The organism is Candidatus Flexifilum breve, assembly GCF_016713355.1.
This window is the reverse complement of the sequence record NZ_JADJPI010000035.1, coordinates 604996-629907: the sequence shown is the minus strand read 5'-3', so window position 1 is coordinate 629907 and position 24912 is coordinate 604996. Positions and strand designations below refer to the sequence as shown.

General features: G+C 61.0%; 25 protein-coding genes. 5 read left to right on the top strand and 20 right to left on the bottom strand.

The window, feature by feature from the left end:
• The first annotated feature begins 118 nt into the window (after positions 1 to 118).
• The 4 genes from IPK17_RS25695 to IPK17_RS25680 all read left to right on the top strand — a co-directional run bounded on the left by IPK17_RS25695 (position 119) and on the right by IPK17_RS25680 (position 5672).
• The gene (locus tag IPK17_RS25695) at positions 119 to 2356 is read left to right on the top strand and encodes an AAA family ATPase (protein WP_343420546.1); all 2238 of its coding nucleotides are present in this window, start codon (positions 119 to 121) and stop codon (positions 2354 to 2356) included.
• A gap of 11 nt (positions 2357 to 2367) precedes the next feature.
• Positions 2368 to 3786 carry a phosphomannomutase/phosphoglucomutase gene (locus tag IPK17_RS25690; RefSeq protein WP_343420545.1) on the top strand — a complete coding sequence of 473 codons (1419 nt, stop codon included), beginning with the start codon at positions 2368 to 2370 and terminating at the stop codon, positions 3784 to 3786.
• Positions 3787 to 3859: 73 nt separating this feature from the next.
• Entirely contained in the window at positions 3860 to 4558 is a 699-nt protein-coding gene (locus IPK17_RS25685) for a class I SAM-dependent methyltransferase (RefSeq protein WP_343420544.1), read from the top strand.
• A gap of 58 nt (positions 4559 to 4616) precedes the next feature.
• Positions 4617 to 5672, top strand: a complete 1056-nt coding sequence (locus IPK17_RS25680; RefSeq protein WP_343420543.1) for a chitosanase — start codon at positions 4617 to 4619, stop codon at positions 5670 to 5672.
• A gap of 44 nt (positions 5673 to 5716) precedes the next feature.
• Here IPK17_RS25680 and IPK17_RS25675 read toward each other — a convergent pair whose 3' ends face one another.
• From IPK17_RS25675 to IPK17_RS25645, 7 genes are all read right to left on the bottom strand, one after another.
• Positions 5717 to 6931, bottom strand: a complete 1215-nt coding sequence (locus tag IPK17_RS25675) for an oligosaccharide flippase family protein (RefSeq protein WP_343420542.1) — start codon at positions 6929 to 6931, stop codon at positions 5717 to 5719.
• The gene (locus tag IPK17_RS25670; RefSeq protein ID WP_343420541.1) at positions 6928 to 7695 is read right to left on the bottom strand and encodes a class I SAM-dependent methyltransferase; all 768 of its coding nucleotides are present in this window, start codon (positions 7693 to 7695) and stop codon (positions 6928 to 6930) included. Before IPK17_RS25670 ends, IPK17_RS25675 begins: the two co-directional genes overlap by 4 nt.
• Positions 7696 to 7753: 58 nt before the next feature.
• On the bottom strand, positions 7754 to 9151 hold the full coding sequence (locus IPK17_RS25665) for a B12-binding domain-containing radical SAM protein (RefSeq protein ID WP_343420540.1): 1398 nt from the start codon (positions 9149 to 9151) through the stop codon (positions 7754 to 7756).
• A gap of 3 nt (positions 9152 to 9154) precedes the next feature.
• The gene (locus IPK17_RS25660; RefSeq protein ID WP_343420539.1) at positions 9155 to 9376 is read right to left on the bottom strand and encodes a hypothetical protein; all 222 of its coding nucleotides are present in this window, start codon (positions 9374 to 9376) and stop codon (positions 9155 to 9157) included.
• 12 nt (positions 9377 to 9388) lie between these two features.
• Complete coding sequence (locus IPK17_RS25655) at positions 9389 to 10402, bottom strand: hypothetical protein (RefSeq protein ID WP_343420538.1); 1014 nt, start codon at positions 10400 to 10402, stop codon at positions 9389 to 9391.
• Positions 10403 to 10406: 4 nt separating this feature from the next.
• Positions 10407 to 11438, bottom strand: coding sequence for a hypothetical protein (locus tag IPK17_RS25650; RefSeq protein WP_343420537.1), 1032 nt, complete (start codon positions 11436 to 11438; stop codon positions 10407 to 10409).
• Between the two features lie 74 nt (positions 11439 to 11512).
• Positions 11513 to 12397, bottom strand: a complete 885-nt coding sequence (locus IPK17_RS25645; RefSeq protein WP_343420536.1) for a B12-binding domain-containing radical SAM protein — start codon at positions 12395 to 12397, stop codon at positions 11513 to 11515.
• Between the two features lie 12 nt (positions 12398 to 12409).
• Between IPK17_RS25645 and IPK17_RS25640 the strand changes: the two genes are divergently transcribed.
• Positions 12410 to 12565 (top strand): hypothetical protein, encoded by a 156-nt coding sequence (locus IPK17_RS25640; RefSeq protein WP_343420535.1) that lies wholly within the window; start codon positions 12410 to 12412, stop codon positions 12563 to 12565.
• On the opposite strand, the gene IPK17_RS25635 is transcribed toward IPK17_RS25640, so the two are convergent.
• The 13 genes from IPK17_RS25635 to IPK17_RS25575 form a co-directional block, all read right to left on the bottom strand.
• Entirely contained in the window at positions 12562 to 13050 is a 489-nt protein-coding gene (locus IPK17_RS25635) for a radical SAM protein (protein WP_343420534.1), read from the bottom strand. The genes IPK17_RS25640 and IPK17_RS25635 overlap by 4 nt on opposite strands.
• An 84-nt stretch (positions 13051 to 13134) precedes the next feature.
• Complete coding sequence (locus tag IPK17_RS25630) at positions 13135 to 14349, bottom strand: amidohydrolase family protein (RefSeq protein ID WP_343420533.1); 1215 nt, start codon at positions 14347 to 14349, stop codon at positions 13135 to 13137.
• A gap of 69 nt (positions 14350 to 14418) precedes the next feature.
• Entirely contained in the window at positions 14419 to 14715 is a 297-nt protein-coding gene (locus IPK17_RS25625) for an FmdB family zinc ribbon protein (RefSeq protein ID WP_343420532.1), read from the bottom strand.
• 90 nt (positions 14716 to 14805) lie between these two features.
• Positions 14806 to 15753 carry an ABC transporter permease gene (locus IPK17_RS25620; protein ID WP_343420531.1) on the bottom strand — a complete coding sequence of 316 codons (948 nt, stop codon included), beginning with the start codon at positions 15751 to 15753 and terminating at the stop codon, positions 14806 to 14808.
• Positions 15754 to 17805, bottom strand: a complete 2052-nt coding sequence (locus tag IPK17_RS25615; RefSeq protein WP_343420530.1) for an ABC transporter ATP-binding protein — start codon at positions 17803 to 17805, stop codon at positions 15754 to 15756.
• Entirely contained in the window at positions 17802 to 18251 is a 450-nt protein-coding gene (locus tag IPK17_RS25610) for an ABC transporter permease (RefSeq protein WP_343420529.1), read from the bottom strand. The genes IPK17_RS25615 and IPK17_RS25610 overlap by 4 nt, the downstream gene beginning before the upstream one ends.
• A gap of 14 nt (positions 18252 to 18265) precedes the next feature.
• Positions 18266 to 18709 (bottom strand): ABC transporter permease, encoded by a 444-nt coding sequence (locus tag IPK17_RS25605; RefSeq protein WP_343420528.1) that lies wholly within the window; start codon positions 18707 to 18709, stop codon positions 18266 to 18268.
• Between the two features lie 25 nt (positions 18710 to 18734).
• A complete protein-coding gene (locus tag IPK17_RS25600; protein WP_343420527.1) occupies positions 18735 to 20285 on the bottom strand; it encodes an ABC transporter substrate-binding protein in 1551 nt (516 codons plus the stop codon).
• Between the two features lie 47 nt (positions 20286 to 20332).
• A complete protein-coding gene (locus IPK17_RS25595; protein WP_343420526.1) occupies positions 20333 to 22303 on the bottom strand; it encodes an acetyl/propionyl/methylcrotonyl-CoA carboxylase subunit alpha in 1971 nt (656 codons plus the stop codon).
• A 76-nt stretch (positions 22304 to 22379) separates the two neighbouring features.
• Positions 22380 to 23171, bottom strand: coding sequence for an enoyl-CoA hydratase-related protein (locus IPK17_RS25590; protein ID WP_343420525.1), 792 nt, complete (start codon positions 23169 to 23171; stop codon positions 22380 to 22382).
• On the bottom strand, positions 23168 to 23479 hold the full coding sequence (locus IPK17_RS25585; RefSeq protein WP_343420524.1) for an AtuA-related protein: 312 nt from the start codon (positions 23477 to 23479) through the stop codon (positions 23168 to 23170). Before IPK17_RS25585 ends, IPK17_RS25590 begins: the two co-directional genes overlap by 4 nt.
• A 117-nt stretch (positions 23480 to 23596) precedes the next feature.
• Positions 23597 to 24211 carry an acyclic terpene utilization AtuA family protein gene (locus IPK17_RS25580; protein WP_343421509.1) on the bottom strand — a complete coding sequence of 205 codons (615 nt, stop codon included), beginning with the start codon at positions 24209 to 24211 and terminating at the stop codon, positions 23597 to 23599.
• Entirely contained in the window at positions 24178 to 24900 is a 723-nt protein-coding gene (locus IPK17_RS25575) for an acyclic terpene utilization AtuA family protein (protein ID WP_343420523.1), read from the bottom strand. The genes IPK17_RS25580 and IPK17_RS25575 overlap by 34 nt, the downstream gene beginning before the upstream one ends.
• Positions 24901 to 24912 lie beyond the last annotated feature (12 nt).

Here is a 24912-nt window from a genome sequence, read left to right as displayed (position 1 = left end):
ACCGAGGGCGGGTGTGCGCGGCGGTCAGACTCGCTCTGACCGCCGCAGTTTAGCCTTGTGTCAACCGACATTTCACGCTACCTTATATCCTCGTACACACACGACGATAGGACGTATCATGGGAACCCTCAACCCCGATCTCTTGTCTAAAGACCTGCATGAGGTCATGAATGACGCTGTCGCGCTCAAAGATCAGTACAAGAAACAGGTGTTACTGCCGGAAGTGATTCTGTTGGCGTTGGTGCGGCGAAAAGAGACGGCGGCGGCGCGCTTGCTCGACACCTTCAAGAGCGGGCGGGGGGCCGACCTTGATAAGCTGGATCGCCAGACGATCACGGCGATTGAGACGCGGCGCGATACCAACGGCGACCTCGACTATGTGGCGAAGGGTAACCGCTCCGTCCCGCTCTCCAAGCAGACGATCATTCTAATTGACGATGCGCTCAGCCTTGCCAATTCGCAGGATCAGATGCGCGTCGACACCGATCATATGCTGGCGGTGATGGCCGAAAGCACCATCAGTACGAGCGGTCTGCTGCGCCAGCACGGCATCACCCCTAAAGCGATCGCCGATGTGCTCTCGGACAGCTCGCAGATCATCCGCACGGATGGCACGACCAAAGACTACGTTGCCGGCGCGAAGAAGGGCGACCTGCGCGCGGTTTACTTCCGCGAGAACCTGCTCCGTGATTTGAATAATATCCTGTCGCAGTCGGTCAACCGCCACGTGATTCTCGTCGGGCCGGATGGCGTGGGCAAGCGAACGCTCGCCTACAGCCTCGCGCTGCTGATGTCGGAAGGCAAGGGCCCCAAGAACCTGCGCAATCTCGTGCAGGTGGATGAAACTGCGCTGCTCGACAGCGACCAGAAGGCCATCCGTGCCGGGCTGAGTCAGGCGGCGGGCGGCATTCTGTTCATCCCGCACATTCACCGCTTCTTCGGGGGGCCGATCAAAGCGGAATTCGCCAAAGCCACGCCCATGATCCAGAAGGCATTTCTCGCCAACGATCCGGTCATCATCGGCACGACCACCGAGCAGGAATTCGCGCAGCGCATCGTCGGCGTGAACGCGGTGACCGAACACACGCAAATTCTGCGCGTGCCGGAGCCGAGCGTCGAAGAGACGATTGAAATGCTCAAGGTGATGAAGCCGCACATCGAAGCGGACTACGATCTGAAAGTTGTGGAAGAGGCGCTGGCCTTAGCCGCGCGTCTCTCCAAACGCTATATGACGGCCAATCCGCAGCCCCGCAGTGCTGAACAACTGCTGCACCGCGCGGCGGCGATGGTCGCCATGAGCCGCAATCAGGTAAGCGGGAAATCGGAAGTGGCTGACGATTCATCGCTTGACGCGGAAGATGTCACGCTGGCGGCCTCGCAGATGACGGGCGTGCCCGTGAGCAAGCTCGGTCAGGATGAACGCGTGCGTTATGCCAGCATGGTCGAACACCTGAAAGAACGTCTGATCGGGCAGGATACGGCGGTGCTGGCCGTCAGCCGTGCGATCAAGACGGCGCGTGTCGGCTTGAAAGACCCCAAACGTCCGATTGGCGCCTTCCTCTTCCTTGGGCCGACGGGCGTCGGCAAGACCGAGTTGGCGCGCGCGTTAGCCGAATTCATGTTCGGCAACGAAGATGCTATGCTGCCGCTCGATATGTCCGAATTCAAAGACGAGAGCAGCCTCAACCGCTTGATCGGTTCGCCGAGCGGTTATGTGGACAGTGAGGCGGGCGGTCAGCTCACCGAACGCGTGCGCCAGCAGCCCTACATCATCGTGCTGTTCGACGAGGTCGAGAAGGCGCACCCGCGCGTGCTGGACATTCTGCTGCAAATGATCGAAGAAGGCCGCCTGACTGATGGGCGCGGCAATCCGACGTGTTTCAGCGAGACGGTGATCATTCTGACCAGCAATCTCGGCGCGGAGTACCTATCGATCCCCGTGGTTGATGAGAACGTTAGCGAACAGGTGATGGAAGAAGTGCGCACGTTCTTCCGCCCGGAATTCCTCAACCGTCTGGACGAGATCATCATGTTCAACGCGCTCTCCGAGGAAGACCTGTACACGATCTTAAAGCTGCTGCTCAAGAAAGAGACGAAACTCGGCGAGGAACGCGGCTTGAAGCTGGAATTCACTGAGGCGGCCATGCGCTGGATGCTCGACCAGAATGACGAGCCGGAATTCGGCGCACGCCCACTGCGGCGCATTATTCGCCGTTCCGTGCGCGAGCCGCTGGCGGACTTCCTGCTCCGCGCCAATCCGCCTGCCGGGACACTGGTGCGCATCGACGCGAACGAGACCGGTCTGCACTTCGCCGCGAACGTAGATGGTCAAGAAATCAAAGTTGCTACCGAATAAGGAGAGACGGCATGGCTCAGGTAATTACCACAGTTTTTCGGAAATATGATATTCGTGGGACGGTCACCGGTGCGAACCCCCAGTTGACGCCGGAACTGGCGCGCTATGTGGGTCGGGCGCTGGGCACCTACCTGCCGCAGCAGTTCCAGACGGAGCGCGTGTACGTCGGGCAGGATAACCGCCTGTCCTCTGAACCGCTGCGCCTCGCCATGATTGAAGGCTTGCTCTCGACGGGCCTCAACGTCACCGACATTGGCCCGGTGCTGACCCCGACCGTGTATTTCGCGTCAGCCAGCCACGGCGACCGCGGCGCGGGCGTTATGATCACGGGCAGCCACCTCTCCACCGACTATAACGGCATCAAGATGGCGTATGGCTCGCTGGCGCTGGCCGATCAGCAGATTCTCGACCTGCTCAAGATCATCCAGACGGATGGTTTTGCGACGGGGCAGGGCGAACTGGTGCGCGATTATGAGATGCTCCACAAGCACATGGAAACCATCAAGGGCAAGGTCAAGATGGCACGCCCGCTCAAGGTCGTACTGGATGCGGGCAATGGTTTGAGCGGTGGCGCGGTGCCGCCGATTCTGCGCGACCTCGGCCTCGACGTGACCTGCTTGTACTGCGAACCGGACGGCACGTACCCGAACCACCTGCCGAACCCGGAAGACCCGGAAATGACCAAAGATCTCGAAGCGAAGGTCATCGAAGTCGGCGCGGATCTCGGCCTGGCGTTCGACGGCGACTCGGATCGCTGCGGGTTCATCGACAATCACGGGCATCATATCGCGGCGGATCGCCTGCTGGCGCTGCTGGCACGTGACCTGTTGAGCCGTCAGCCCGGTGTGCCGATTGTCTTCGACGTGAAGGCGTCGCTGGCGCTGCCCGACGAAATCCGCAAGTACGGCGGCGTCCCGGTGATGTGGAAGACCGGCCACAGCCTGATGAAGCGCAAGATGCGCGAAATCAACTCGCCCTTGGGTGGCGAAGTCAGCGGTCACCTGTTCGTGGGCGAAAATTACTTCGGCTTTGACGATGCGCCGCTGGTCGCGCTGAAGACGCTGGAGATCATCGCGCGGTCGGGCAAGACCATCGGTGAACTGTTTGACGAGATTCCCAAGCTGGTCGCGACGCCGGAAATCATTCTGAGCGCGCCGGATGCGCTCAAGTTTCAGATTATCGAGGAAACGGCCGCCGAACTGGCGAAAGATTTCGAGGTCGTGACGCTGGACGGCGTGCGCGCCATCTTCAGCGAAGGCTGGGGCTTGGTCCGTGCGAGCAACACGCAGCCCGCGATCACGCTGCGCTTTGAAGCCTACACCGCGCCCAAGCTGGTCGAATACATGCTGCGCTTTAAAGACCTGCTGAGCAAGCATCCGGAAGTCGATCTGGGTAAGCTGCAGGATCAGATCAGCGCGTTCAGCAAGTAACCATTTCGCCATTTCATGCACAAAGGACGAGCTCAGCCTCGTCCTTTTTGTCGCTCGTTGAGGAGACAAACTCATGACCGATTTTCATCAGATCTACGCGGCACAGGCGGACGCCTACGAAGCGATGGTCGCCGCCGAAGATTATCAGGGTAACCTATGGAGGGCGCTGGAAAGCGTACGGCCGCTCGGCGGGCTGGATGTGATCGAACTCGGTGCGGGCACGGGGCGTTTGACGCTGTACCTCGCGCCACGCGTGCGCTCGATCAGCGCGTTTGACCAGTCGGCACACATGCTCAGCGTGACCGAAGCCAAACTCCATGCCGCTGGTTTGACGAACGCGCGCACGGGTGTCGCGGATAACGGCGCGCTGCCGGTTCCCTCCGCTTCCGCCGATCTCGCCATTGCGGGGTGGAGTCTGGGGCATTCGTGCGGGTGGTTTCCGGAGACGTGGCGCGAGGTAATCGGTCAGGCGGTCGGGGAAATGCTGCGCGCGCTGCGACCGGACGGCACGGCGATCATCTTCGAGACGCTCGGCACGGGGACAGAGCGCCCCGGCGCGCCGACGCCGGGACTGGAAGCGTACTATCAATTCCTTGAGACGACGTACGGCTTCACGCGCACCGTGATCCCCACAGATTATCAGTTTGCCTCGCCAGAAGACGCCGCCGCCAAGACGCGCTTCTTCTTTGGCGACACGCTGGCGGATCGCCTCATCGCGGAGGGGCGCAGCCTTTTGCCGGAATGGACGGGGATGTGGCACAAGCATCGGTAAAGCATTCTCAGCGTATACTGTTTAGCAACAGGACATCTTTTCTTTAGGAAAAACCCTCATGGCAAATGTTCTTTGCAAAGCCTCTGTTCGCACCGAGTCGGACTTTGCCCGCATCAACGTGCGCAAAGGGTCGGGGACGAATACCGAAATCCTAACCACGCTGGCCGTTGGCACCATGGATTTGACGGTGCGCGATGTGCAGCCCGATCAGCAGCAGAAAGCGGCGCTGTCAGGTAAGGTCTACCAGTGGTTCAACGTGGATTTGCCAGATGGTGGGCGCGGTTGGATTCGCGATGACCTCCTCGATATTGTCGGCGACTGCGGCTCGGTTGGCTATTCGAGCCTGTCCACGCCGACGTGGGCGTTCGGGCTGACGCGTGTCGAAGTGATCGTGCGGCCGCCGGGCGATCCGGAGCGGGTTCGCAAAGCTGCGTTCAATATCACGGCGGGGTTTGAAGGTGGCGGCTACGCGACCTACCAGAACCGCGACGACGGCGTCATCAGCTACGGGCGTTTCCAATTCACATTGGCGTCGGGCAGCCTATTCTCGGTGCTCGATAAGTATTTGCAGAAGGCGACTGGGTCGATTGCCGATCAACTGCGCTCGCAGTACTACGAGCCGATCAAGGCGCGGGACGCGAATCTGCGCAACGACCAGAACCTCAAGAATCTGCTCGTTGCCGCTGCGCCCGACCCCATTATGCAAGAAGCGCAGGACGCCGTCGCGACCGACGTGTACTGGAACGCCGCCATGAATCTGAGCGCCGTGCCGCGCAACATCAACAGCGCCTTGGGGCGCGCACTGCTGTTCGATATGGCGATCAATCACGGGCTGCGCCACGACATGATCGCGCTGGCGGAAGGCGCGCTCTCACTTCCGGTTCGCGGCCGCTTACCCGACCTCGCGACCGAGAAACTGTTGATCGCCAAGCTGGCGGAAGTGCGGCAGGATCGCATGAATAAGCTGGCGGTTAAGCTGAATGCGCCGGGCCTCAAGCAGCGCGGTGATTTCTGGGTAGCGTATGTCGCGACAAACGACTGGGACTTGCTCGGCGACCTGAACGGCAATGTCACGATCAAGCCGGGGCGTACGGTGCAGGTCAAGAACCCGTAGATGGCTTCAAAGCCAAATCAGTAGGGGCGCACGGCCGTGCGCCCCTACGCATTGCGGATATACAGCACCGTCGTCACCCCTAAATCGGTCAGCAGCACCGCGACCGCGCCGCCGACGGCCCCATACGCCGGAATCAGCGCCGCGCTGAGCACGAAGATCGCCACAACGGCGAATGCGTTCACCCCATTGACGAAGTGTTCCCCGCTATGCGCATACCAATAGATGGTACGTGCGCCGCGCAGCGCAAAGAAAAGCAACGACCAACCGAGTACAATCAGGGTGGGGACCGCGGGCTGAAAGCCGCCACCGAAAACCAGCGTCAGTAAGAGCGGCGCGGCGACCGTGAAGCCGATCCCCGCGACCAGCCCGAAGGCGGCTAGTCCGAGCGCCGCGGGGCGAAAGGCGCTCTGCACCGTAGCCGAGCCGATCAGTGGGAACAAAGCGGCGAAGAACGCGTTCGGCAGCAGTTTGGCCGCTTCGATGAAGCGGTTCGCCGCGCTGAAGTAACCGGCTTCGATCACCTGCTGTTCGAGCAGCAAAAAGACCATTCGCACTTGCAGCGCCGCGAAGATTGCCGCCAGCGCGAACGGAAATGCCGCGCGGAGAAGGGTGACTAACCTCACCCCCCAACCCCCTCTTCCAAGGGAGAGGAGGAGACGAGCTTGTTCGGCGAGAGTGAGGCGTTGATATAACCACCATGCTGCGACTAACTGCCCGGCAGAAGTCACGGTGTTCAGGCTGAGCGCGTGCAGGACATTTCCACCGTAAGCGAGTGCGATGGTGGTCAGCACAACTTGCGCTCCGATCATGCCGAGGTTGAGCGCGGGGATCGTCCACAAACGCCCCTGTGCTTTGAACACAGTTGTGAACTGGCTGTAGAACGGCTGAATCACGATCAGCGGCGCGGAGATTTGCAGCGCGGTGATCACCACCGGATCGCGGCTGATGAGCGGCGCTGCCAAGTAAAAGGTGATCAGCACCCCGCCGCCGAGCAGCAGTCGTGCGACGGTGATCGACTCCATGTAGGCGGGGATTTGCGTGGAATCGGCGCTGATTGCCCGCGTCATGAGCGTTGTCAAGCCGAATTCGACCACCAGACTCAGCGGGTAGACCCACGCCAGCGCCACCGCATACACACCTAAGCCTGGGCTGCCGAAGGTGCGGCCAATCAGCGCGGAGAGGACGAACAACAGGAGCGCGCCGCCAAGGTTGCTGCCGAGGAGCGTCAGTGTGTTGGATGGGAGGCGGCTGAGCGTCACTGATGTTTGTATTCGATCCAGTAGTGATCCGCGAAATTAGCGAACAGGGGTGAACGTCCGAACTTTGACTCTAGAGCGAGCAGTTTGGCGAGGAGCTGCGGCCGCTTTTCGATCACCCCATAGGCGTCGCTCGGTGGCAGGAAGAAGCCCAGCGGTTCGACATGGATCCGCGAAAAGTGGGGCGCGAAAGCCTCATCGAGTTGTTGGATTGTCGGATAGTAGATCGGGATTGGTGTGGCCGTGACGGCAGGGCGGAACGCGGCGGTGCCACGCGAACGGCGGAAGGCTGTCTTGAAATCCCCGTGCGCGCTGTGCCAGGCGATCTCCCACAGGCACACGCGGCTCATCACGCCGAAGGCGACGATGCCACCCGGCTTGACGCGGTCTTTCAGCCACTTCGCCAACGGTCGCCACTTGGGGAGCACGTTGATCGCGCCGAAGTTGGAGAACACGCCGTCGTACACGGGCGTGACCGACGGCAATTGGTCAAGGTCAAGCTGACGAGTGGTGACCCGCTGCGTGTGCGCTGTCTTGTGCGCGGCTATCTCCAGCATGGAGGGGCTGGCATCGGTCGCGGTGACATGCATGCCCCGTTCTGCTAGATGCAGCGCATCCTCGCCCGTGCCGCAGCCGAGTTCAAGGATGTTGTCGCAACGCTGAAAATGCCGATCCAAACGGCTATGGACCCGACGGCGCAGATATTGCGCAATCGGGGAGTGGGTGAAATCGTCGTCGTAGGTCGTCGCTAAAGCATCAAAAGTCATCAACAAGCCAAAGCATAGGTGGCGCTACGTTCTCAGTGTAAAGCATAATCCGCTGGCGCTAGCCTGATCTTTCTAGGTCATTTTTCGTGATTTCCATCCCGATACGCCCGAGGCGCGCATTGAGTGCCAGCTTGATCTGTTTGAGCGCGGGCGCACCGTCGACCTTTGCCTTGCTGAGCGCAACCTCACTGACCATCCAGCGCGTCGCATAGCTGTAGAAGCGCCGCGAACGCCGCCCTGCCACCGTGAGATCGCGGTCGCTGCGGTCGTGCCACGGCTTGTGGCTCAGGACGCGGTTCTCGACTTCGGTGTAGTACGGCGTGCCTTTGATGGGGTAGGCGACGGTCGTCAGGAATACGTCCGGGTTCGAGCGTTTCAGGTGATCAACCGTTTCTTCGAGGTCGCGGATCTCTTCGCCTTCATAACCGAGCATGATGAACATACCCGTTTCAATGCCGTAGCGCCGCAGCAGGTGCGTTTTGGCCTGCACATCGGCGACCTGCACTTTGCGCTGCATCAGATCGAGGATGCGCTGCGATCCGCTCTCGGAGCCATTCCACACGCGGAAGCAGCCCATATCCGCGAAGGCTTTGACGACGTCCTCGTTCAGTCGATCCGCCCGCGAGATGCACTCAAACGGGATGCGGACACCGCGTTTCTTCAGCTCCGCGTGATATTCGAAGAACCAGCGGTGGTTGATGGCGAACACATCGTCGGCGTACCAGATCATATCCGGATTGTACTGCTCTTTGATCCACAGCAGTTCGTCGGCGGCGTCGGCGGGGGTGCGGCGGCGGTGCGTGTTGCCGTAGACCGAATGGCTGCACCACGTACAGGTATACGGGCAGCCGCGTGCCTGAATCACCGAAATGGAGCTCCGCCCGTGATGCTCCTTCCACACCCGCATGTACTGCGGGATGTCAATCGCCTCGCGATCGGCCCACGGATGCGCGCTCAGGTCGGCGATCAGCGGGCGCGGCTCGGTCTTGACCGCGCAGCCCTCCGCATCCAGATAGGCAATGCCCTGTATCTGGTGCAAATCCTGTAGCCCGTGTTGAGCAAGGTGCGGGATCAAGGCGGCGAGCGTGAGCTCGCCTTCGCCCACGACGATCACATCGGCGCCGTGATCGAGATACTCCTGGGCATAATACGGCGGCTCCGGCCCACCCAAAACTACCTTCACGCCCTGCGCCTTGCACATGCTGACCATCTTCAGTACGTTGAACTTGGTCATCAAGTTGGTGTAGATGCCGACTAAGGACGGGCGCTCACGGGCAATTAACCCGCTGAAATCTTCGAGGCGGCTGAACGTCGCGTCGAAGACGCCCACAGCATAACCTTGACTCTTGAGGTACGACGAGAGGTGCAGAATACCCAATGGAGGGTAGGGCTTCATCACCTGCTGTTCGTGCGGATCTTCGTGGAGGAAGTAGCCGTGGGTGAGCAGAATATCCATCGGCTAGCCGACTTCAAACCCGGTCGTCTGCTGAATGTAGCGCAAAACGATCTGATAGGCTTCCGGGTCGACCATGCGGGTGATCGTATGTACAGCGTCGTCCGCATGCACTTCGACGAAGGCTTCGTGCGGTGTATCGACATGGCGAAAGCGCGTTGCGTTGTCGATATTGAAAATTTCCACCGTGCTGTCGCTCGGCGTGTACTTGATCCAAGTGCCGCGCATTGTGTTTTTCTCCTATTTGTTCTTGGAAATTAGGGATTCGAACAGGCGCACAATCCACCGCAGTGGATCGAAACCCGTCGGCGGTGGGGGTGGTTCGACTTGGGACTCGGCGCGGATGCGGTCACGCATCTCGCGGATGGTGAGCAGCGGCGTCTCGTCGGAAATCAGGTCGAGCGGCTTATCCAGCCGGGCGCGTGGGGTGACAGCGGGCGGCGGTGGCGCCGCCGGAGCGGCCTTCGGGCGTTCGCCGAGGAACTCCGGGATCGTGTCGTCCCCGGTCGGCGGGCGAATGGCCATCGACGGCGCAATGGCCGGCTCGGGGTCTTCCCACGGAAAGTCGAGTACGGGGCCGCTCTTGTGCCCGGTCGCGCGGCTGCGGTAGGCGGGAAGATCCGTGTTGAAGTAACTGACAACATCCATGTCGATGCCGCGGGCCGCGAATTCGCCGAGCGCGCTCGAATTGGTGCCGAACGCGAACAGCGGCGGCGCGGCATAAGGGTGATAGCTGAGAACGGCGCGCAGCATCATCCAACCGCGCTGCGAGAAGGGCAGGAACAACCGATCCTCGTCAATGCGCCCGAGAAACTCACCGACGAAGTCATCGTTGGGGAGGCGCGGCGCGGCGCTCCCTTGCCAGATGATGACGGGCGACAGGCTGGTCGCCTGACTTTCGAGATCGGGCAGCGTATCCACCACGTTGAGCTGTTCGAGGTCGGCCATGAAGTCGGGCAGTGCGCGCGCGAAGTCGCCGCCCTCACTTTGATGCACGGCGATCCCCTCGATCACGCCGATGGCGCGCCCCGCATGGCGCCGACCGCTGTTGTAATGGCGGACGAGCAGGTAGTACTCGCCGAGGGCGAAACAGTATACGCTCGGAAAGTCGCGTGCCAGCCGGGCGATCTCGTGCACGTAGTTGAAGATATTCCCGATGGTGCTGATGTCTTTATTCGTCAGCGCCGCGGGACGCACAAACGCCGTGAAGTCGCGTTCCTGATTGCGGGTGAACAAAAACTGTTCGTAGCGCATCGGCTTAGACCAGCAGCGGTCGCATCTTCTTGTTGGCGGTTTTCGTCACGGTGCGGATTTTCGGTTCCATCTCTTTGAGCCGCTCCGCCAGTTCCACGCGTTCTTCGTGCAGTTGCTTGATCGTCCGCCCGCGCAAAATGCGCGCCAACACGTTCTTGTCGAGCTTGGAGAGGCGCGTTTCCAGATCGCCCATGTGTTCCTCAAGGATCAGCGCAGTGCGATCCAGTTCATTGCCGATAGAGTAGAGGAACGGATACTGAATGTTTTCGGGTTCCGGCGACCCGGCGAGGTTGAAGCTCGCGAGCTCGTAGCCTTTGCCTTCCGCGGCGAGCGTGGCGTTGCCTTCGCCGACAATCGAGACGGCCAGCATCGCTGATGGGTAGAGCCACGGGCGCAAACCGCTGATCTTCGCGCGTTCTTCGGCGACGAAGTCGTGCACGCCTTGAAAGACCTGCCGGGCGCGAGCGTACAGTTTCTCGAAGTTATTCTCTTTGAATTCATCGGGGAGCGCGTCGGCTTTGGTCAGCACAATCGCCACGGTGATCCCCTCATTGACGCCCATTTCGCCTTCTTGCGCCGGGCGGAATTTGTAGGTGTTGAGCAGATGGAAGATCAGCGGCGCGGAGGTGAGCATGCGGGCTTCGATCAGCGGGCGGGTGGCGATGGTGTAAGCATCCGCCACGATGATGACGGCATTGCTCTCCTGAATGTCGGCGTGGAGCTGCGCTGCCGCATCCGATTCGTCGGTCGGTTGGTTGATCGCGCCGCCCTGATAGTCGACCCACAGGAAGTCGGTGATGAACTGATCCTGAAAGTACAGGCGGAACGTGTCTTCGCGGCGACCCATCGTCGGCGCGGGCCATTCTTTTTCCATAACGAAATCCGCCCACGGCTTCATGTATTTCGTCGTGGTGTTCACATCTTCATCTTCAATGCGAAAGCCGTCGATCCCGTCTACCATGAGATACAGCAGCGCCAGCGTATAACAGGTCTTACCCTGACCCGTGCCCCCAAACAACGTTACCTTCAACGCCATGTGTCGTCCTCGCTTTCAACATTGCCTCTAGTATAGCGTCGCTTCTCTCGCGGTCAATCGACACTCAGTAATTTCTAGTGTAAGGCGACGTTGGACAGGCGGGTCGGCTCGTGGGGGAGCGCCGCCAGTTGATCGAGCTTGCTCACGGCGCGGGGTAGAGTCGCCCAGTGATAGAGCATGCTCGCGGTGCGCCGGAGATGCGCCGGACGCGCCGCCAGCGGCTGACGGACAAGCGTTTGCAGTTCACGCAGGGTTTTACGCGAGCGGTACTCTTTGTGGATGACGGTGTGCAGCTGGCGGTAAAACTCTGTGCGGAACGGGCCGCGGTAGAGCATGGCAAGGTCCTGGCTATCGACCCAGTTCTCGCGTTCGCCCAGTTCATGCTTGACCGTCTCGTAGAACTTCGTCCCCGGCAGCGGGTAGCTGACCGAGATGCCGATGTCGTCCGGCATGAGGTCACGCACCATTTTGAGCGTGAGTTCGATGTCTTCGCGCGTCTCGCCGGGGTAGCCAAACTGCAGGAAGAAAGCGACCTGTACGCCGTGCGCGTGGAGCTGGCGGGTCGCCGCGTAGATTTGCTCGACGGTCGTGCCCTTTTCCATCGCGTCGAGGATCTTCTGCGAGCCGCTCTCCGCGCCGACCCACACGATCTTCGCGCCCGCTCGCGCCAGCGCCGGGATGGTCTGGCCGCGCAGCAGCAAATCGACACGGTTGAGGCTCTTGAACGGGATATGCAGCTGGCGCTGTTCCAGCAAGTCGGCGAACTCCTCGATCCAGCGATCCTGAATGCCCATGATGTCGTCCATGAACCAGATCGAGTCCGGGTTGAAGCGGTCTTTCAGCCACGCCATCTCGTCGACGACGTTCTGCGGGGAGCGCACATTGTAGCGCTGCCCCCAGATCGGCTTGGCGCACCAGTTGCAGTGAAACGGACAGCCGCGCGTCGTGACGAGGTTCATCGAGTAGTAGCCATGCCGTTCCCGCCAGATCGCCGCGTACTTGTCGCGGTCGACGAGATCCCATGCGGGGAAGGGCAGCGAGTCGAGCTTGGCGATGACGGGGCGGGGGAGCGTCCGCGTAATCGACCCATCCGCCGCTTTGAAGGCGATGCCGCGAATCTCCGCTAAGCCTGTTTCCCCCTCTCCACTTGGAGAGGGGGCGGGGGGTGAAGTTGCTGTTCCAGTACCGCAATCACTTCCGGCAGCGCCAAATCGCCTTCGCCGAGCAGCACCACATCCGCGCCGCGCTGAAGATACAGGTCGGCGTGATCGGTTTCGTCCGCGCCGCAGCAGATCACCGCGCAGCCCTGCGCCTTCGCCGCGTCGATCATAGCGAAAGCGGCTTCTCGCATGCGCAGCAGCGACATTTTGCTCAGGTAATTGAAGTTATCTTCGAACAGCACGGCGTACTTTGGGCGGTGCTGGCGCAGCGCTGCGTCCCATTCGGCGGTTGACTCGGCGAGCATGGCGTCGAACAGAGCGACTGCATAGCCCTTGTCACGCATGATGGCGGCGGCGTAGAGCGTGCCGAGCGGCGGGTAGGGCTGCATGGCCGTGTAGAGCTTGGGGTCAAAGCGCAGGTAGTAGGACTGACCGAAGAGAATATCCGTCACAAGCACCTCTCGAACACTGCTGCCGACGTTGTCGGGACACCCGCGGGAGCGTCCACCGATGAATCATCCGTTACCCGCTCTACATTACCACAACGTGCGCCGTCTGCCCTGTGGATTGTCGATCAGTTCCAAGCCCGGCTCTTTGAGCGTACATTTCGCGATCTGCCGGGCAAGCTGGATATTGATCGCTTTGGGCACGCCGTCCAGCTCGGCGCGCACGGTTTCAATGTGAGGAAACTGCGCCATGAGGTCAGGATCGCCGATTTGGGGGACGCCATGCCGAACGATCAGCGCGAGATCGGCGCGTCTGGCATTGACGACCAGCGCTTCAATCTTCGTGAGCTCGTAGTCATGCTTGATGAGGAAGAAATCGGGGGCGTCACCTGCATCCCACCAGATGAATTCACGGCGGAACTTATGGGGACGCAACCCGAGATGTCGCTCAGGTGCATGGTAGACATAGGAGAACGGATTGGGAATAAGGGGATACAGCGTATGAAAGGCGCGCAGTTCGTCCAGCAAGTCACCTTCGGCGGTCAGACGGGAATCGCTGCCGAGCATCGTCAGCGACGTCAAAAATGCCGATGATGGATAGACCGATTGCCCCAGCAGATAGAGATTGGTAGTCGGACAGGTGATTAATTTCGCGCCAGACAGATTGCCGTCATAGCTATCTGCATCCGTAATGCCTACCCCATGGATGAAACGGGTATTTTTGCCGACGCAGCCAAGTTTCTTGAGTCTTCGGTACTCACTAGCCGCCGTCGCATCGGTGCCTTCGGCGAGATGGATAAACCACGGGACGTCCGGCGGTGTCTGCTGGTACGACGAGACGATTTCGGCTTCGGTGCTGAAATGGAGCGAATGCACCCAACCGTAGCGCTTGAGCACGGTCACGGGAAAGTCGCTGCGAAACAGCGGCTTATGCGGCGGGTTGTGGTGGACGACGGTCAGCGCGCCGCAGAGTAGATTCTTCAGCCCGCCGATGAAACAGCGATCTTCGAGCGGGTAGGCGCGCAGCGTTTTGAAGGGTTCCTGATCAAGGCGCTGGCTGACATCTTCCCCCCATTGATGGGCGTTATCATAGCGTTCGCGGAACTTCGTTCGCGGAAAGTGGTTGAGTTCCAGATGGTCATGGGCATTGATCATGCCGGGAAACAAGACGTATCCGCTCAGATCGACTGTGAGTGATTTGCGGTTCGGTTTGTCGAGCAGGACATCGGCGAGGTACAGGTCGCGCGGTTCGGGCTTTGACCCGCCATACACCACGGCATTCTTGAGTGTCAGGGGGTGAACCATAAGCGCTTAGCCTTTAGCGGTTAGCAATTAGCTAAAAAGCTGATTTAGCTAACAGCCGACGGCAAATTGCTAATCGTACTTCGTATTCAGCGTCGGCGCGTACTTGTTGACCGTATCCTCGCCGAGCTTGTTGACCAGCTTTTCGCGTAGCTTGGGGGTTTCTTCCGCCCATTTTGACTGTAAGTCGGCTTTACTGGCGTTCTTGCCCGCGCTGGCGTTGATGCCTTGCATGACCCCCGGCGCGGACGTGATCACGCGCTGCACGTGCGCTTCGCCGCATTCCGGGCAGGCGGGCGCGGGATCGTTGAATCCGTGGCGGGCTTCAAAAGTGTGGCCGTTGGCACAGCGATAATCGTATAAGGGCATCGGACTACTCCTCATCAACAAAAACAATTTAACCACAGAGAACACGGAGAACACAGAGGATTATACGAAATGCTCTGTGCTCTCTGTGGTTCATTCTAGTCGTATACGCGGATTGAGCAGCGCGTAGAGCAGGTCAGCGATGAGGTTGGACACAGCGAAGAAGAAGATCGTCACCATGACGACCGACTGCATCAGCGGAATGTCTTTGCGTTCGACGGCATTCGTCATCAGGCGACCGAGGCCGGGGAAGCTGAACACGTTCTCGATGACGACCAGCCCGCCGATCAACCAGCCGAATGATACAGCGATCACCGTGATCGTCGGCAGCAGCGCGTTGCGCAGCACATGCCGCGTGATGACTTGGCGCTGCGGGACGCCCTTAAGGATTGCCGTGCGCACGTACGGCTTCTTCAACTCGTCGATGATGCCCGCGCGCGTCATGCGGACGACATACGCCATGAGCACGAACGAGGCGGCTAACGCAGGCAGGATCAACTGCCGCAGCCAGTCGCCGAGCGCAGCGTTGTTCGGCACGGATGCGCTGGCGGGCAGCCAGTTGAGGCCGAGCGCGAACACGTTGATCAGGATGAGTCCCGTGACGAATTCCGGCAGGCCGACCACCGACAGTGTGAGGATCGAGATCAGGCTGTCGATCCACGTGTTCTCGAATAAGCCTGCAAGTACGCCGAGCGCGATGGACAGCGGCACGCTGATCACCAGCGCCACCGCCGCCAGGCGCAGCGAGTTGCCGAGCCGTTCCATGACCAATGGGCGAATCGGGGCGCTGCCACCCGTGAACGAGGTGCCCCAATCGCCCGAGACGAAGCCCATCAGCCAGTTAACATACTGCTGCGGCACGGACTCGTTCAAGCCGAGGCGCTCGCGCAAATCTTCGACGGCTTGCGGCGGCGCATCGCGCCCAAGGATCAGACGCGGCACATCGCCGGGCAGGACCTGCGTCAGCGCAAAGATGAACACCGAGGTGAGCAGGAGCGTCACCGCGAGCAGAAGAATTCGCCGGACGAGAAAACGCAGCATTTAGGGTTTCTCCGGGGGGGATTGCTGCAAACGCACGAGTTCGTCGACCGGGATGTGGCAGCGAATCATGTGGCCGTCGCCCGCGTCGCGGTTGGGTGGCGCCTCCGTCTCGCAGATCGCGCCGAGCTTGCGCGGGCAGCGCGTGTGAAAGCGGCAGCCGGTCGGCAGGTCAACTGGGAGATCGCCTTCCAGTCGAATGCGTTTGTCCTGCGCGGTCGGGTCAGGATTGGGAATGGCGGACACGAGCGCTTCGGTGTACGGATGCGACGGCGCGGTATAGACGGTGGCGGGCGGACCTTCTTCGACGACTTCGCCGAGGTACATGACCGCGATCCAGTCGGCGAGATAGCTGACGACGTTGAGATCATGCGAGATGAGGAGGTACGACGCGCCTTGCTGGGCGCGCAAATCCTTGAGCAGATTCAGAATCACTGACTGCACCGACACATCAAGTGATGAGGTTGGCTCATCGGCCAGTACGAGCGCCGGGTGCGTGCTGAAGGCCCGGGCGATGGCGACACGCTGTTTTTCGCCACCACTTAACTCGTTGGCATAGCGGTTCGCATAGTCAGCAGGGAGCCGCACGGCCTGCAGCAGGTCAGCGACCTGCGCTTTGATCGCTGCTTTCGATGGAGATTTATCGCCGAGCCGCTTGATCGTGCGGGCGATCTGCGCGCCGACTGTCTGGTACGGATTCAGCGTGTCGTTCGGGTTCTGGAAAATCATTTGCAGGCTGCGCAGCAGTTCCGGCGTGCGCTGATCGAGCGCGTTGGGCAGCGGCAGATTGAGCAGTTCCATGTGGCCGCGGTCGGCGCTTTCCAGACCGACGATCAGGCGCGCCAGCGTCGTTTTGCCGCTGCCACTTTCGCCGACGAGACCGAGAGTAGAGCGTTCCAGCAGACGCAGCGAGACGTTATCGACGGCACGCACCACTTTGGGCTGACGCATTGTCAGTCGATCCAGCAGCGACGGCGCGCCAAACGTTTTGTGCATGTCGTTTGCCGTCAGCACGTAGGTATCACGTGGTGGCGCGGCGACTGTATCGGCTTTGGGCGCAGTCTCGATCGCGAGTTCGCCGCTCGCGATTTCCCGCCAGCGGTGGCATTTGACCCAGCGCCCGTCGTCAATCTGCTCCAGCGGCGGTTTTTCGGCATGGCACAGCGGCAGGGCGACGGGGCAGCGCGAAGCGAATACACAGCCGCGTGGACGCTCAGCCAGCGAAGGCGCTGTCCCTTCAATTGTCGGGAGGCGGGTCTCTGTACCCTGAGTCAAGCGGGGCAGGCTGGCCAGCAAGCTGATCGTATACGGGTGGATCGGTCGGGTGAAGATCTCTTTGACAGGCGCGGACGCCATGACTTCGCTGCTATACAGCACAGTTACGCGGTCACAGAGCTGCGCCACCAGACCGAGATTATGCGAGACATAGAGCGCCGCGGCCTGATTATCGTGAATCAGGTCGCGGAACAAATCGATGATGACGGCCTGCGTGGTCACATCGAGCGCGGTCGTCGGTTCGTCGAGGACGAGCAGCCGTGGGCGCGTGCTGAGAGCCATCGCAATCGTGATACGCTGCTGCATGCCCCCGCTCAACTGGTGTGGGTAGCGCTTGGCTGTGCCCACCGGATCAGCAATTTTGACACGGCGCAGCATCTCGACGGCGCGGTCGTGCGCGTCTTTGGCAGAAAGTTGTTCATGCAGCCGGAAGACGTCGGCGATCTGATCGCCGACGCGGTGCGACGGGTTGAGCGCCGCCAGCGAGTCCTGCGGCACGAGACTCATCTCGCGTCCCCAGATCGCGCGCATGTCCTTCGGGGCTTTGGCGCGGAGGTCGTTGCCGTCGAAGGTCAGCGTACCCTCGCTGATGCGGGCGTTGGGCGCGAGGTAGCGCATGAGTGCCAGCGCCAGTGTCGATTTGCCGCTGCCGCTCTCCCCGACGAGGCCGTGAATTTCCAGTGGGTTGATCGTCAGCGACACATCGTGCAGCGCGTTCACCCAGCGGTCGTTGAGCTTGTAGTCGAGGTACAGATGTTCAGCCTGAATAATCGGCGTCATCCAAGTTGACCTTCATAGCGGAAAATCCGACGCAAACCGTCGGAGAGCAGGTTCACGCCGATGACGAGCAGCGCAATCGCCCCGGCGGGAAACCACAGCGCCCACGGGGTTTGCGCGAACGAATCCCGCGCTTCGTTGACCATGCGTCCCCAATCCGGCGAGGGCGGCTGCACGCCAAGGCCGAGAAAGCCGAGCGAAGCGGTGAGAAAGATCGCATAGGTGAAGCGCAGCGACGCTTCAACCATGAGCGCGGGCAGTACCCCCGGCAGCAGTTCGCGAAACAGGATGTAAACAGTCGATTCGCCGCGCAGCTTGGCCGCTTCGATGTATCCAGTGGAGCGCAGACTCAGCGTAGCGGCGCGCACGACGCGGGCGACAATCGGTGTGTAGAGGATGACCACGACGATGATGATGCCAACGGCGGATGGGCCAATGGTGCCAAGCATAACCAGCGCGAGAATCAGCGCGGAATCGCCAGCAAACTGTCTAGCGCGCGGGAGATGACATCGTCAAACCAACCGCCGACGTAGCCGAGCGTCAGGCCGATGGCCGCGCCGAAGATCACCGACAGGATGGTCGTCACGGTCGGCAGTACGATGATGTCGCGCGCGCCCCAGAGCACGCGGCTGTACACGTCGCGTCCCAGCCGATCCGTCCCAAATGGGTATTCCGCGGAGGGCGGCAGACGCGCCGCGCCGCGAATGATCGCGTCGTAGCGGTGGGGCGCAATCATCGAGCCGAACAGGGCCAGTGCAATAAACACGAGCACAATCACCACGCCGATCAGGGTCAGGGGGCGGCGGGTCAATTGGCGGATCGCGCTGGAGAAGGCCGCTGGTCGGCGGGCTGGATGGGAGATGTCTGTTGAGGTAATGGTCATAGGCGAAATGTAGGGGCAAGGCATGCCTTGCCCCTACGCTGGGAATGCTTTAGCTGCTCAGGCTGACGGTACGGAAGTCGGTCAGGCCGGGGAAGGGCGCCATCGTCAGGTTCTGGACGCGGGCGCTCGTGCCACCGAACAGCGGCGCGAAGTAAGGGATGATGATCGGGCCGTCTTCGCGGAAAATGGCGCTGATCTGCGCGTAGATTGCGCGGCGGGCGTCGTTATCGGTCGTCTCACGCGCCTGCGCGACCAAGGCTTCGATTTCCGGGTTCACGTAGCGGCTTTCGTTATAGCCCGTCGAAATGCCCGATTCAACATACGCTTCGCTCAGCAGGAGCTGCGGCGAGGGACGCGCGCCCCACCCAGTGATGCCCAACTGCACGTCAAAGTAGTTGTCCGGGTTGCTCGTGTCGTAATAGTAGCCTTCTTCGCGAATCTGGATATCGACGTTGATGCAGCCGGTTTCCGCCCACATCTGCTGGAGCGCAGCGGCGAGGTCAGGATATTCGAAGGCGTTGGGCGCGTAGAGTGTTGCTTCCAGCGGGTTCTGGCCCGCATCAGTCAGGAGCTGACAGACCATTGCCGGGTCATACGGCTGGTTTTCAATCGAACCGTCATAGAAGAACTCGAAGACCGGGGCAATCGGGTCGTTGTTGCCGACCACGCCGCGCCCTTCGAGCAGCAGTTCGTTGAGGAAATCGCGGTCAGTGGCGTACTTGAGCGCCTGCCGGACGCGCACATCCTCGCCGAGCGAACCGGCATCGGTGCGCAGACGGATCACGGGGTGCTGGCTGGTGGCAATCGAGAGCACATTAATGCCTTCGACGCCTTCGAGGCGGCTGATCTGGCCGCTCGGGACTTTGAAGATGAAGTCGAGTTCGCCGCTGAGCAGCGCGTCGACCTGCGCGACCGGATCGTCAATGTAGACGTGTTCCATGCCGCTGAGCGCGGGCGCGCCCTTCCAGTAGTTGGCGTTGGCCGTGAACACAGCGCGCGCGCCGGGGTCAAACTGGGTGAGGATGAATGGGCCGGTGCCGTTGAAGCTGGCATAGGCGGCATCACCTTCGCCGATGGTGTTGGGCGCGGCCTCGCCCGCTTTGACGATCAGCGCCTGCCGCGCGGCCACACCGTACAGGAAATCGGCGTTGACGCTGGTCAGGGTAAACACGACGGTCGCATCATCCGGCGCGGAGACGGTGAAGTCGCTGCCGAGCAGGTTGATCGCCGGGGACGAGACTTCTTTCAGCCGTTCGAAGGTGTAGACAACATCTGCCGAGGTGAACGGCGAACCGTCATGGAAAGTGACGCCCGAGGCGAGGATGAAGGTGTAGGTCAGCCCGTCCTCGCTGATCGTCCACTCGGTCGCGAGGTTCGGGACGATGGTCGAATCCGGTGCGACTTCCACGAGGTAATCATAAATGGCGCGGTTGAGCGCGGTTTCCGGATCATTCGAGTGTAGAGCCGGATCGAGCACGACGGGCGCGTTCATCCCAACGCGCAGAACACCGGCATCCTGGGCGCTGACCGCGACGCCCACGGCGAGCAGCATGGTAAACAGCAAGAACAATACGAGTCGTACAGACTTGTGTACTGCCATTTGCATCTCCTTGTAGGGTGAAGTGTGAGAAGCGGTGCTTAGTCCGCTTACTCTACGTCAGACGCGTGCACATCGAGTAATTTTACCCCTTGCTGCACGGACTGACCGACGCTGAAATACAAACTCGTCACCACGCCCGCGTGGGGCGCTGTGATGCGATGTTCCATCTTCATCGCCTCCATGACGAGCAAAACCTCGCCTTTTCCAACCCGCTGACCTTCGGCCACGTGCACGCGCGTGACCTGACCGGGCATCGGCGCGCGCAGCGTTCCCGACGCTTCTTCAGCCGGGCGACCCTGGGGCAGCGGTGAGACCCAATCCAGACGGAATGTCCCGGCTGAACAGTGCACCCACCAATCGTCCGCATCGCCGCACAGCACGGTGACACGCTGACGGTACCCGTCCACCGCCAGATCGAGTTGGGAATCAGAGAAGTTCCATAATTCTACATGATATGAATCCGCTCCAATGTGAACAGCACATGAATGTGTGCCGCTGTTAGGCGCGAGCTTCACCGTTATTGGCTGGTCATTGTGCTTGAACGTTTGCTGGATGGGGCGGAACGCGTTATTGCGCCAGTACGCCGACGTATCGCCTGTTTTGGCGAGCGCGGCGGCGATCAAAGCGACCGACGGTGGCGGAAGCTCGGGTGCAAGCAGTTCGGGATGCTGATCGATGAATTCGGTGCTGAGGTTTCCGGCGCTGAAGTCGGGGTGCTGGAGGATGCGGCGCAAAAACGAGATATTCGAGCGGATGCCGAAGATTTGCAGTTGTGCCAAAGCGTAATCGAGACGGCGGATCGCATCGTCGCGGTTATCACCGTGAGCAATAAGTTTCGCCAGTGTGGGATCGTAGAAAGTGCCGATGCTATCCCCGGTGCGTACGCCCGAGTCAATGATCGTTTTCGACCATGCCCAGACCCGCTTGCTCTCGACGAGATGCTGGGTGACGGGTTCACGCCAGCGCAACAGCTTGCCGGACACTGGCAGAAAGTCGTTGAACGGGTCTTCGGCGTAGATGCGCGCTTCGACCGCGTGACCGTAGCGATTGATCAGTGGCGGCAGAAACCCACCTTGTGCAACTTCAATCTGGAGGCGCACCAAATCGAGTCCTGTGACCATGTCGGTGACGGGGTGCTCGACCTGCAAGCGGGTGTTCATCTCCATAAAGTAGAAGGCCTTCGCTTCATCGAGGATGAATTCGACCGTGCCTGCGTTCACATAGCCGATCTGTTTCCCGACGGAGACCGCCGCGTCGCACATGCGCTGGCGCAAGTCGTCGTCCAGCGCGGTCGAAGGCGTCTCCTCGATGATCTTCTGGTGGCGGCGCTGAATCGAGCATTCGCGTTCGCCGAGGGCGATCACATTGCCGTGCGTATCCCCGAAGATCTGGATCTCGATGTGGCGGGCACGTTCGATGTACTTCTCTAAGATGAGCGTGGCATCGCCGAAGGCGGCCCGCGCCTCACGCCGCGCAGACGCTAGAGCGTCAGGTAAATCGTCAGCTGAGTTGACGCGGCGCATCCCCTTACCGCCGCCGCCTGCCGCCGCTTTCACCATCAGCGGGTAGCCGATTTCGCCCGCTGCTGCGATCAATGTTTCGTCGGATTGGTCTTCACCGCTGTAGCCGGGAACGAGCGGAATGTTTTTGAGCAGCAGCTTGGCGCGGCGTTTGTCGCCCATCGCTTCGATAGCGGCGGGCGTCGGCCCGATCCAGATCAGCCCGGCGTCGATCACCGCTTGGGCGAAGGCCGCGTTCTCCGACAGGAAGCCGTAGCCGGGATGGATCGCATCCGCGCCCGTGCGCTGCGCCGCCGCGATGATCTTCGCCCCGTTGAGATAGCTCTCCGCCGCCGGACTCGCGCCGATGTGCACCGCTTCGTCCGCCAGTTCAACATGCAGCGCGCGGGCGTCCGCATCGGAGTACACGGCGACGGTGGCGATGCCCATCTCCCGGCACGTCTTGGTGATGCGGCAGGCGATTTCGCCGCGGTTGGCGATCAAGAGCTTACGAATCATCAAGGCTTGACCTTTCAGGGCTGAGTAATGAGTGGTGAGCTAAAGCGAAAATCCCAGACCCATCACTCGTTACTCGTCACTCATTACTGCTCGATGCCCACTGGGGCGGGCGCTTCTGACGAAACGCGCTCATGCCTTCCTGACCTTCTTCACTAGTACGTAGTTGATTGAGCAGGCGGGCGCGGTAGGGCAGTGATTGCTCGTTCGGTTGGTTGATCACGGTGTGGATCAGCGCTTTAGTGGCGACGAGCGCCGCCGGGCTGCACAGCCGCAGTTGGTCGAGGATGGCGTTCACGCACTGGTCGAGGATTTCGCCGGGGCACACCTCGTTGATGATCCCGTACTCGTGCGCGCTCACGCCGTCGAAGCGTACCCCGGTCAGCATGAGCAGGCGCGCGCGGGTCAAGCCGATGCGCTGAATGACGTATGGGGCGATCAGCGATGGGGCGAGGCCGAGGCGGACTTCGGGCAGCGCGAATTCGGCGGTAGTTGAGGCGATGCCGATATCGGCGACGCACGCCAGCCCGAAACCGCCGCCCATCACCGCGCCTTCCAACTTGGCGACAATCACTTTCGGCGACTCGTTGAGCGCCTTGAGCACCGCGTCGAGCCGCCCGACGATTTGATCCTGCTCCGCTTCGCTCAGGTTGGGCGCTTGCAGGTCGGCGATGTCGCCGCCCGCGCAAAAGTCGCCGCCCGCGCCGCTCAGGATGATCGCGCGGATCTCCGGGTTGGCGTTCAGGTCCTGCACCGCATCGAGCAGCTCGCCCATCATGGCGAAGTTCATGCCGTTGCGGCGTTCCGGGCGGTTGAGCGTGAGGAAGGCGAAGGGTGGACGGATGTCGAGCAAGAGTGTTTGATAGGTCATGATTCCCATTCCATGTACAGGAGCGCGCCCGCGAGTGATTTGCCGAGGCTGTCGATGCGCAGCGAGCGCGTGCCGCCGCCATCCAACGCCTCGTACAGGACGAAATTGAGCGCCTCGATATTGTCCAGATCGTAGCGGATCACCGGCCCGCGGACGAGATCGCCGAAGTGCGCTTTGACGCGCTCGGCGGTCAACCTGGCTTTGATCTCGGCGTAGGCTTCCGGCGAGCGCGCGATTATGCTGATGTTGGCGATGTTGCCTTTGTCGCCGGAACGCCCATAAGCTAAGTCATACAGTCGCTTGGTCATAAATACCTCAAAGGCTTAATGCAAAGGCGCAAAGACGGAAAGACGCTAACGGTAAGTGATTGAGATCAAACTTCCTTTGCGGCTTCGCGCCTTGGCGTCTTTGCGTTGAATCTTGCTTTACGTCTCAAAGTATGTGACTTCCGGTTTGGCCGATGCGCGGTCGACCAGCGTCGCCCATAGGCCGACGATCACACGAGGATCCGCGCCGACGGTCGTCCCGCTCACGCTCATCCCGGCGGGACAGCTCAAGGCGTTCGCCATGACGCGCCGTACCGCCGTCTTGAGCGTGTCGGGATCGGCGGCGGTGAAAGTCACGCGCACAATGATCTCCAGCGGATCGGCGGGGAGCGGCGCGAGTGCCCCGAACAGGCTGGTCATCCCCAAATAGTGATACTCCACGCGCTCAATCGGAAGTTCCTTCCACGACTCGGCGATCATCGCCTTGAGTTGATCGACCTTGTGCCACGCTTCCGGGTAGCCGAGCGTGAAGATCAGTTCGCGCATGTACCCTTCAAGTCGGCTCAGGTTCAGTTTGAGCGTGTCCGGTCGCGGTTTGCCCGTCACCCCGGTCACACGTACGCGATCCACCCCATCGGGCGTGAGGCGCAGAGTCGTGAAGTCGGCGATCACGTCGGGCGTGAGGTAGTTGGTCGGGTCGTGAATCTCATAGAGTAACTGTTCCTTGACCGTCTCGACGCTCACACAGCCGGGGCTGTCCGGCACTTTGGTGATGACGAAGCTGCCATCTTCTTCAACGTGGGCGATGGGATAGCCGAGGAAGGGCAGATCAGTGGATCGAGCGTATTGATCACGGCGAGACTGTTGCCACCGACGACTTGCCCGGTGCATTCAAGCAGATGCCCGGCGACAATGCCCGCCGCCAGCCGATTCCAGTCATCCCATGACCAGCCGTAATGCGCGATCAGCGGCGCGAGGTACAGGCATGGATCGGCGACGCGCCCAGTGATGACAATGTCTGCGCCCTGACGCAGCGCCTCGACAAGCGGCTGCGCGCCGAGATAGACGTTGGCCGTCACCCAACTTTGATTCGCCGCGTCGGCGAGGCGTTCGCCCGTGTCGATGTTGGTGAGGTCGCCGAAACTGGCGAGTTTCGCCAGCACATCGTCACCCGTTACCGCGGCGATCTTCAGTCCGCTTAGGCCGAGCTTGGCGGCGCTCTCACGTACCATCTCTGCCGCCGCCAACGGATTCAGCCCGCCGCCGTTGGTGATGAGCGGAATCTTACGGGCGAACGCGTGCGGCAGAATCTGCGCGGCGATGATGCGCAAATCGAAGGTGTAGCCGCGCGCCGGGTTGGCGAGGCGATCCTTCTGCAAGATCGCCATCGTCAGCTCGGAGAGCGCCTCAAAGCACACGACGTCGACGTGCCCGCCCGTGATCATCGGCAGCGCGCGTGTCACATCATCTCCGTA

Bases quoted from the DNA above. Each gene is read 5' to 3' on its own strand.
- IPK17_RS25630 (WP_343420533.1), bottom strand. From the start codon at position 14,349: ATGGTTCACCCCCTGACACTCAAGAATGCCGTGGTGTATGGCGGGTCA.
- IPK17_RS25610 (WP_343420529.1), bottom strand. From the start codon at position 18,251: ATGCTTGGCACCATTGGCCCATCCGCCGTTGGCATCATCATCGTCGTG.
- IPK17_RS25590 (WP_343420525.1), bottom strand. From the start codon at position 23,171: ATGACCTATCAAACACTCTTGCTCGACATCCGTCCACCCTTCGCCTTC.
- IPK17_RS25605 (WP_343420528.1), bottom strand. From the start codon at position 18,709: ATGCCTTGCCCCTACATTTCGCCTATGACCATTACCTCAACAGACATC.
- IPK17_RS25660 (WP_343420539.1), bottom strand. From the start codon at position 9,376: ATGCGCGGCACTTGGATCAAGTACACGCCGAGCGACAGCACGGTGGAA.
- IPK17_RS25640 (WP_343420535.1), top strand. From the start codon at position 12,410: ATGCCGTTCCCGCCAGATCGCCGCGTACTTGTCGCGGTCGACGAGATC.
- IPK17_RS25650 (WP_343420537.1), bottom strand. From the start codon at position 11,438: ATGGCGTTGAAGGTAACGTTGTTTGGGGGCACGGGTCAGGGTAAGACC.
- IPK17_RS25680 (WP_343420543.1), top strand. From the start codon at position 4,617: ATGGCAAATGTTCTTTGCAAAGCCTCTGTTCGCACCGAGTCGGACTTT.
- IPK17_RS25670 (WP_343420541.1), bottom strand. From the start codon at position 7,695: ATGACTTTTGATGCTTTAGCGACGACCTACGACGACGATTTCACCCAC.
- IPK17_RS25655 (WP_343420538.1), bottom strand. From the start codon at position 10,402: ATGCGCTACGAACAGTTTTTGTTCACCCGCAATCAGGAACGCGACTTC.
- IPK17_RS25585 (WP_343420524.1), bottom strand. From the start codon at position 23,479: ATGACCAAGCGACTGTATGACTTAGCTTATGGGCGTTCCGGCGACAAA.
- IPK17_RS25625 (WP_343420532.1), bottom strand. From the start codon at position 14,715: ATGCCCTTATACGATTATCGCTGTGCCAACGGCCACACTTTTGAAGCC.
- IPK17_RS25600 (WP_343420527.1), bottom strand. From the start codon at position 20,285: ATGGCAGTACACAAGTCTGTACGACTCGTATTGTTCTTGCTGTTTACC.
- IPK17_RS25690 (WP_343420545.1), top strand. From the start codon at position 2,368: ATGGCTCAGGTAATTACCACAGTTTTTCGGAAATATGATATTCGTGGG.
- IPK17_RS25645 (WP_343420536.1), bottom strand. From the start codon at position 12,397: ATGAACCTCGTCACGACGCGCGGCTGTCCGTTTCACTGCAACTGGTGC.
- IPK17_RS25595 (WP_343420526.1), bottom strand. From the start codon at position 22,303: ATGATTCGTAAGCTCTTGATCGCCAACCGCGGCGAAATCGCCTGCCGC.
- IPK17_RS25615 (WP_343420530.1), bottom strand. From the start codon at position 17,805: ATGACGCCGATTATTCAGGCTGAACATCTGTACCTCGACTACAAGCTC.
- IPK17_RS25620 (WP_343420531.1), bottom strand. From the start codon at position 15,753: ATGCTGCGTTTTCTCGTCCGGCGAATTCTTCTGCTCGCGGTGACGCTC.
- IPK17_RS25695 (WP_343420546.1), top strand. From the start codon at position 119: ATGGGAACCCTCAACCCCGATCTCTTGTCTAAAGACCTGCATGAGGTC.
- IPK17_RS25685 (WP_343420544.1), top strand. From the start codon at position 3,860: ATGACCGATTTTCATCAGATCTACGCGGCACAGGCGGACGCCTACGAA.
- IPK17_RS25665 (WP_343420540.1), bottom strand. From the start codon at position 9,151: ATGGATATTCTGCTCACCCACGGCTACTTCCTCCACGAAGATCCGCAC.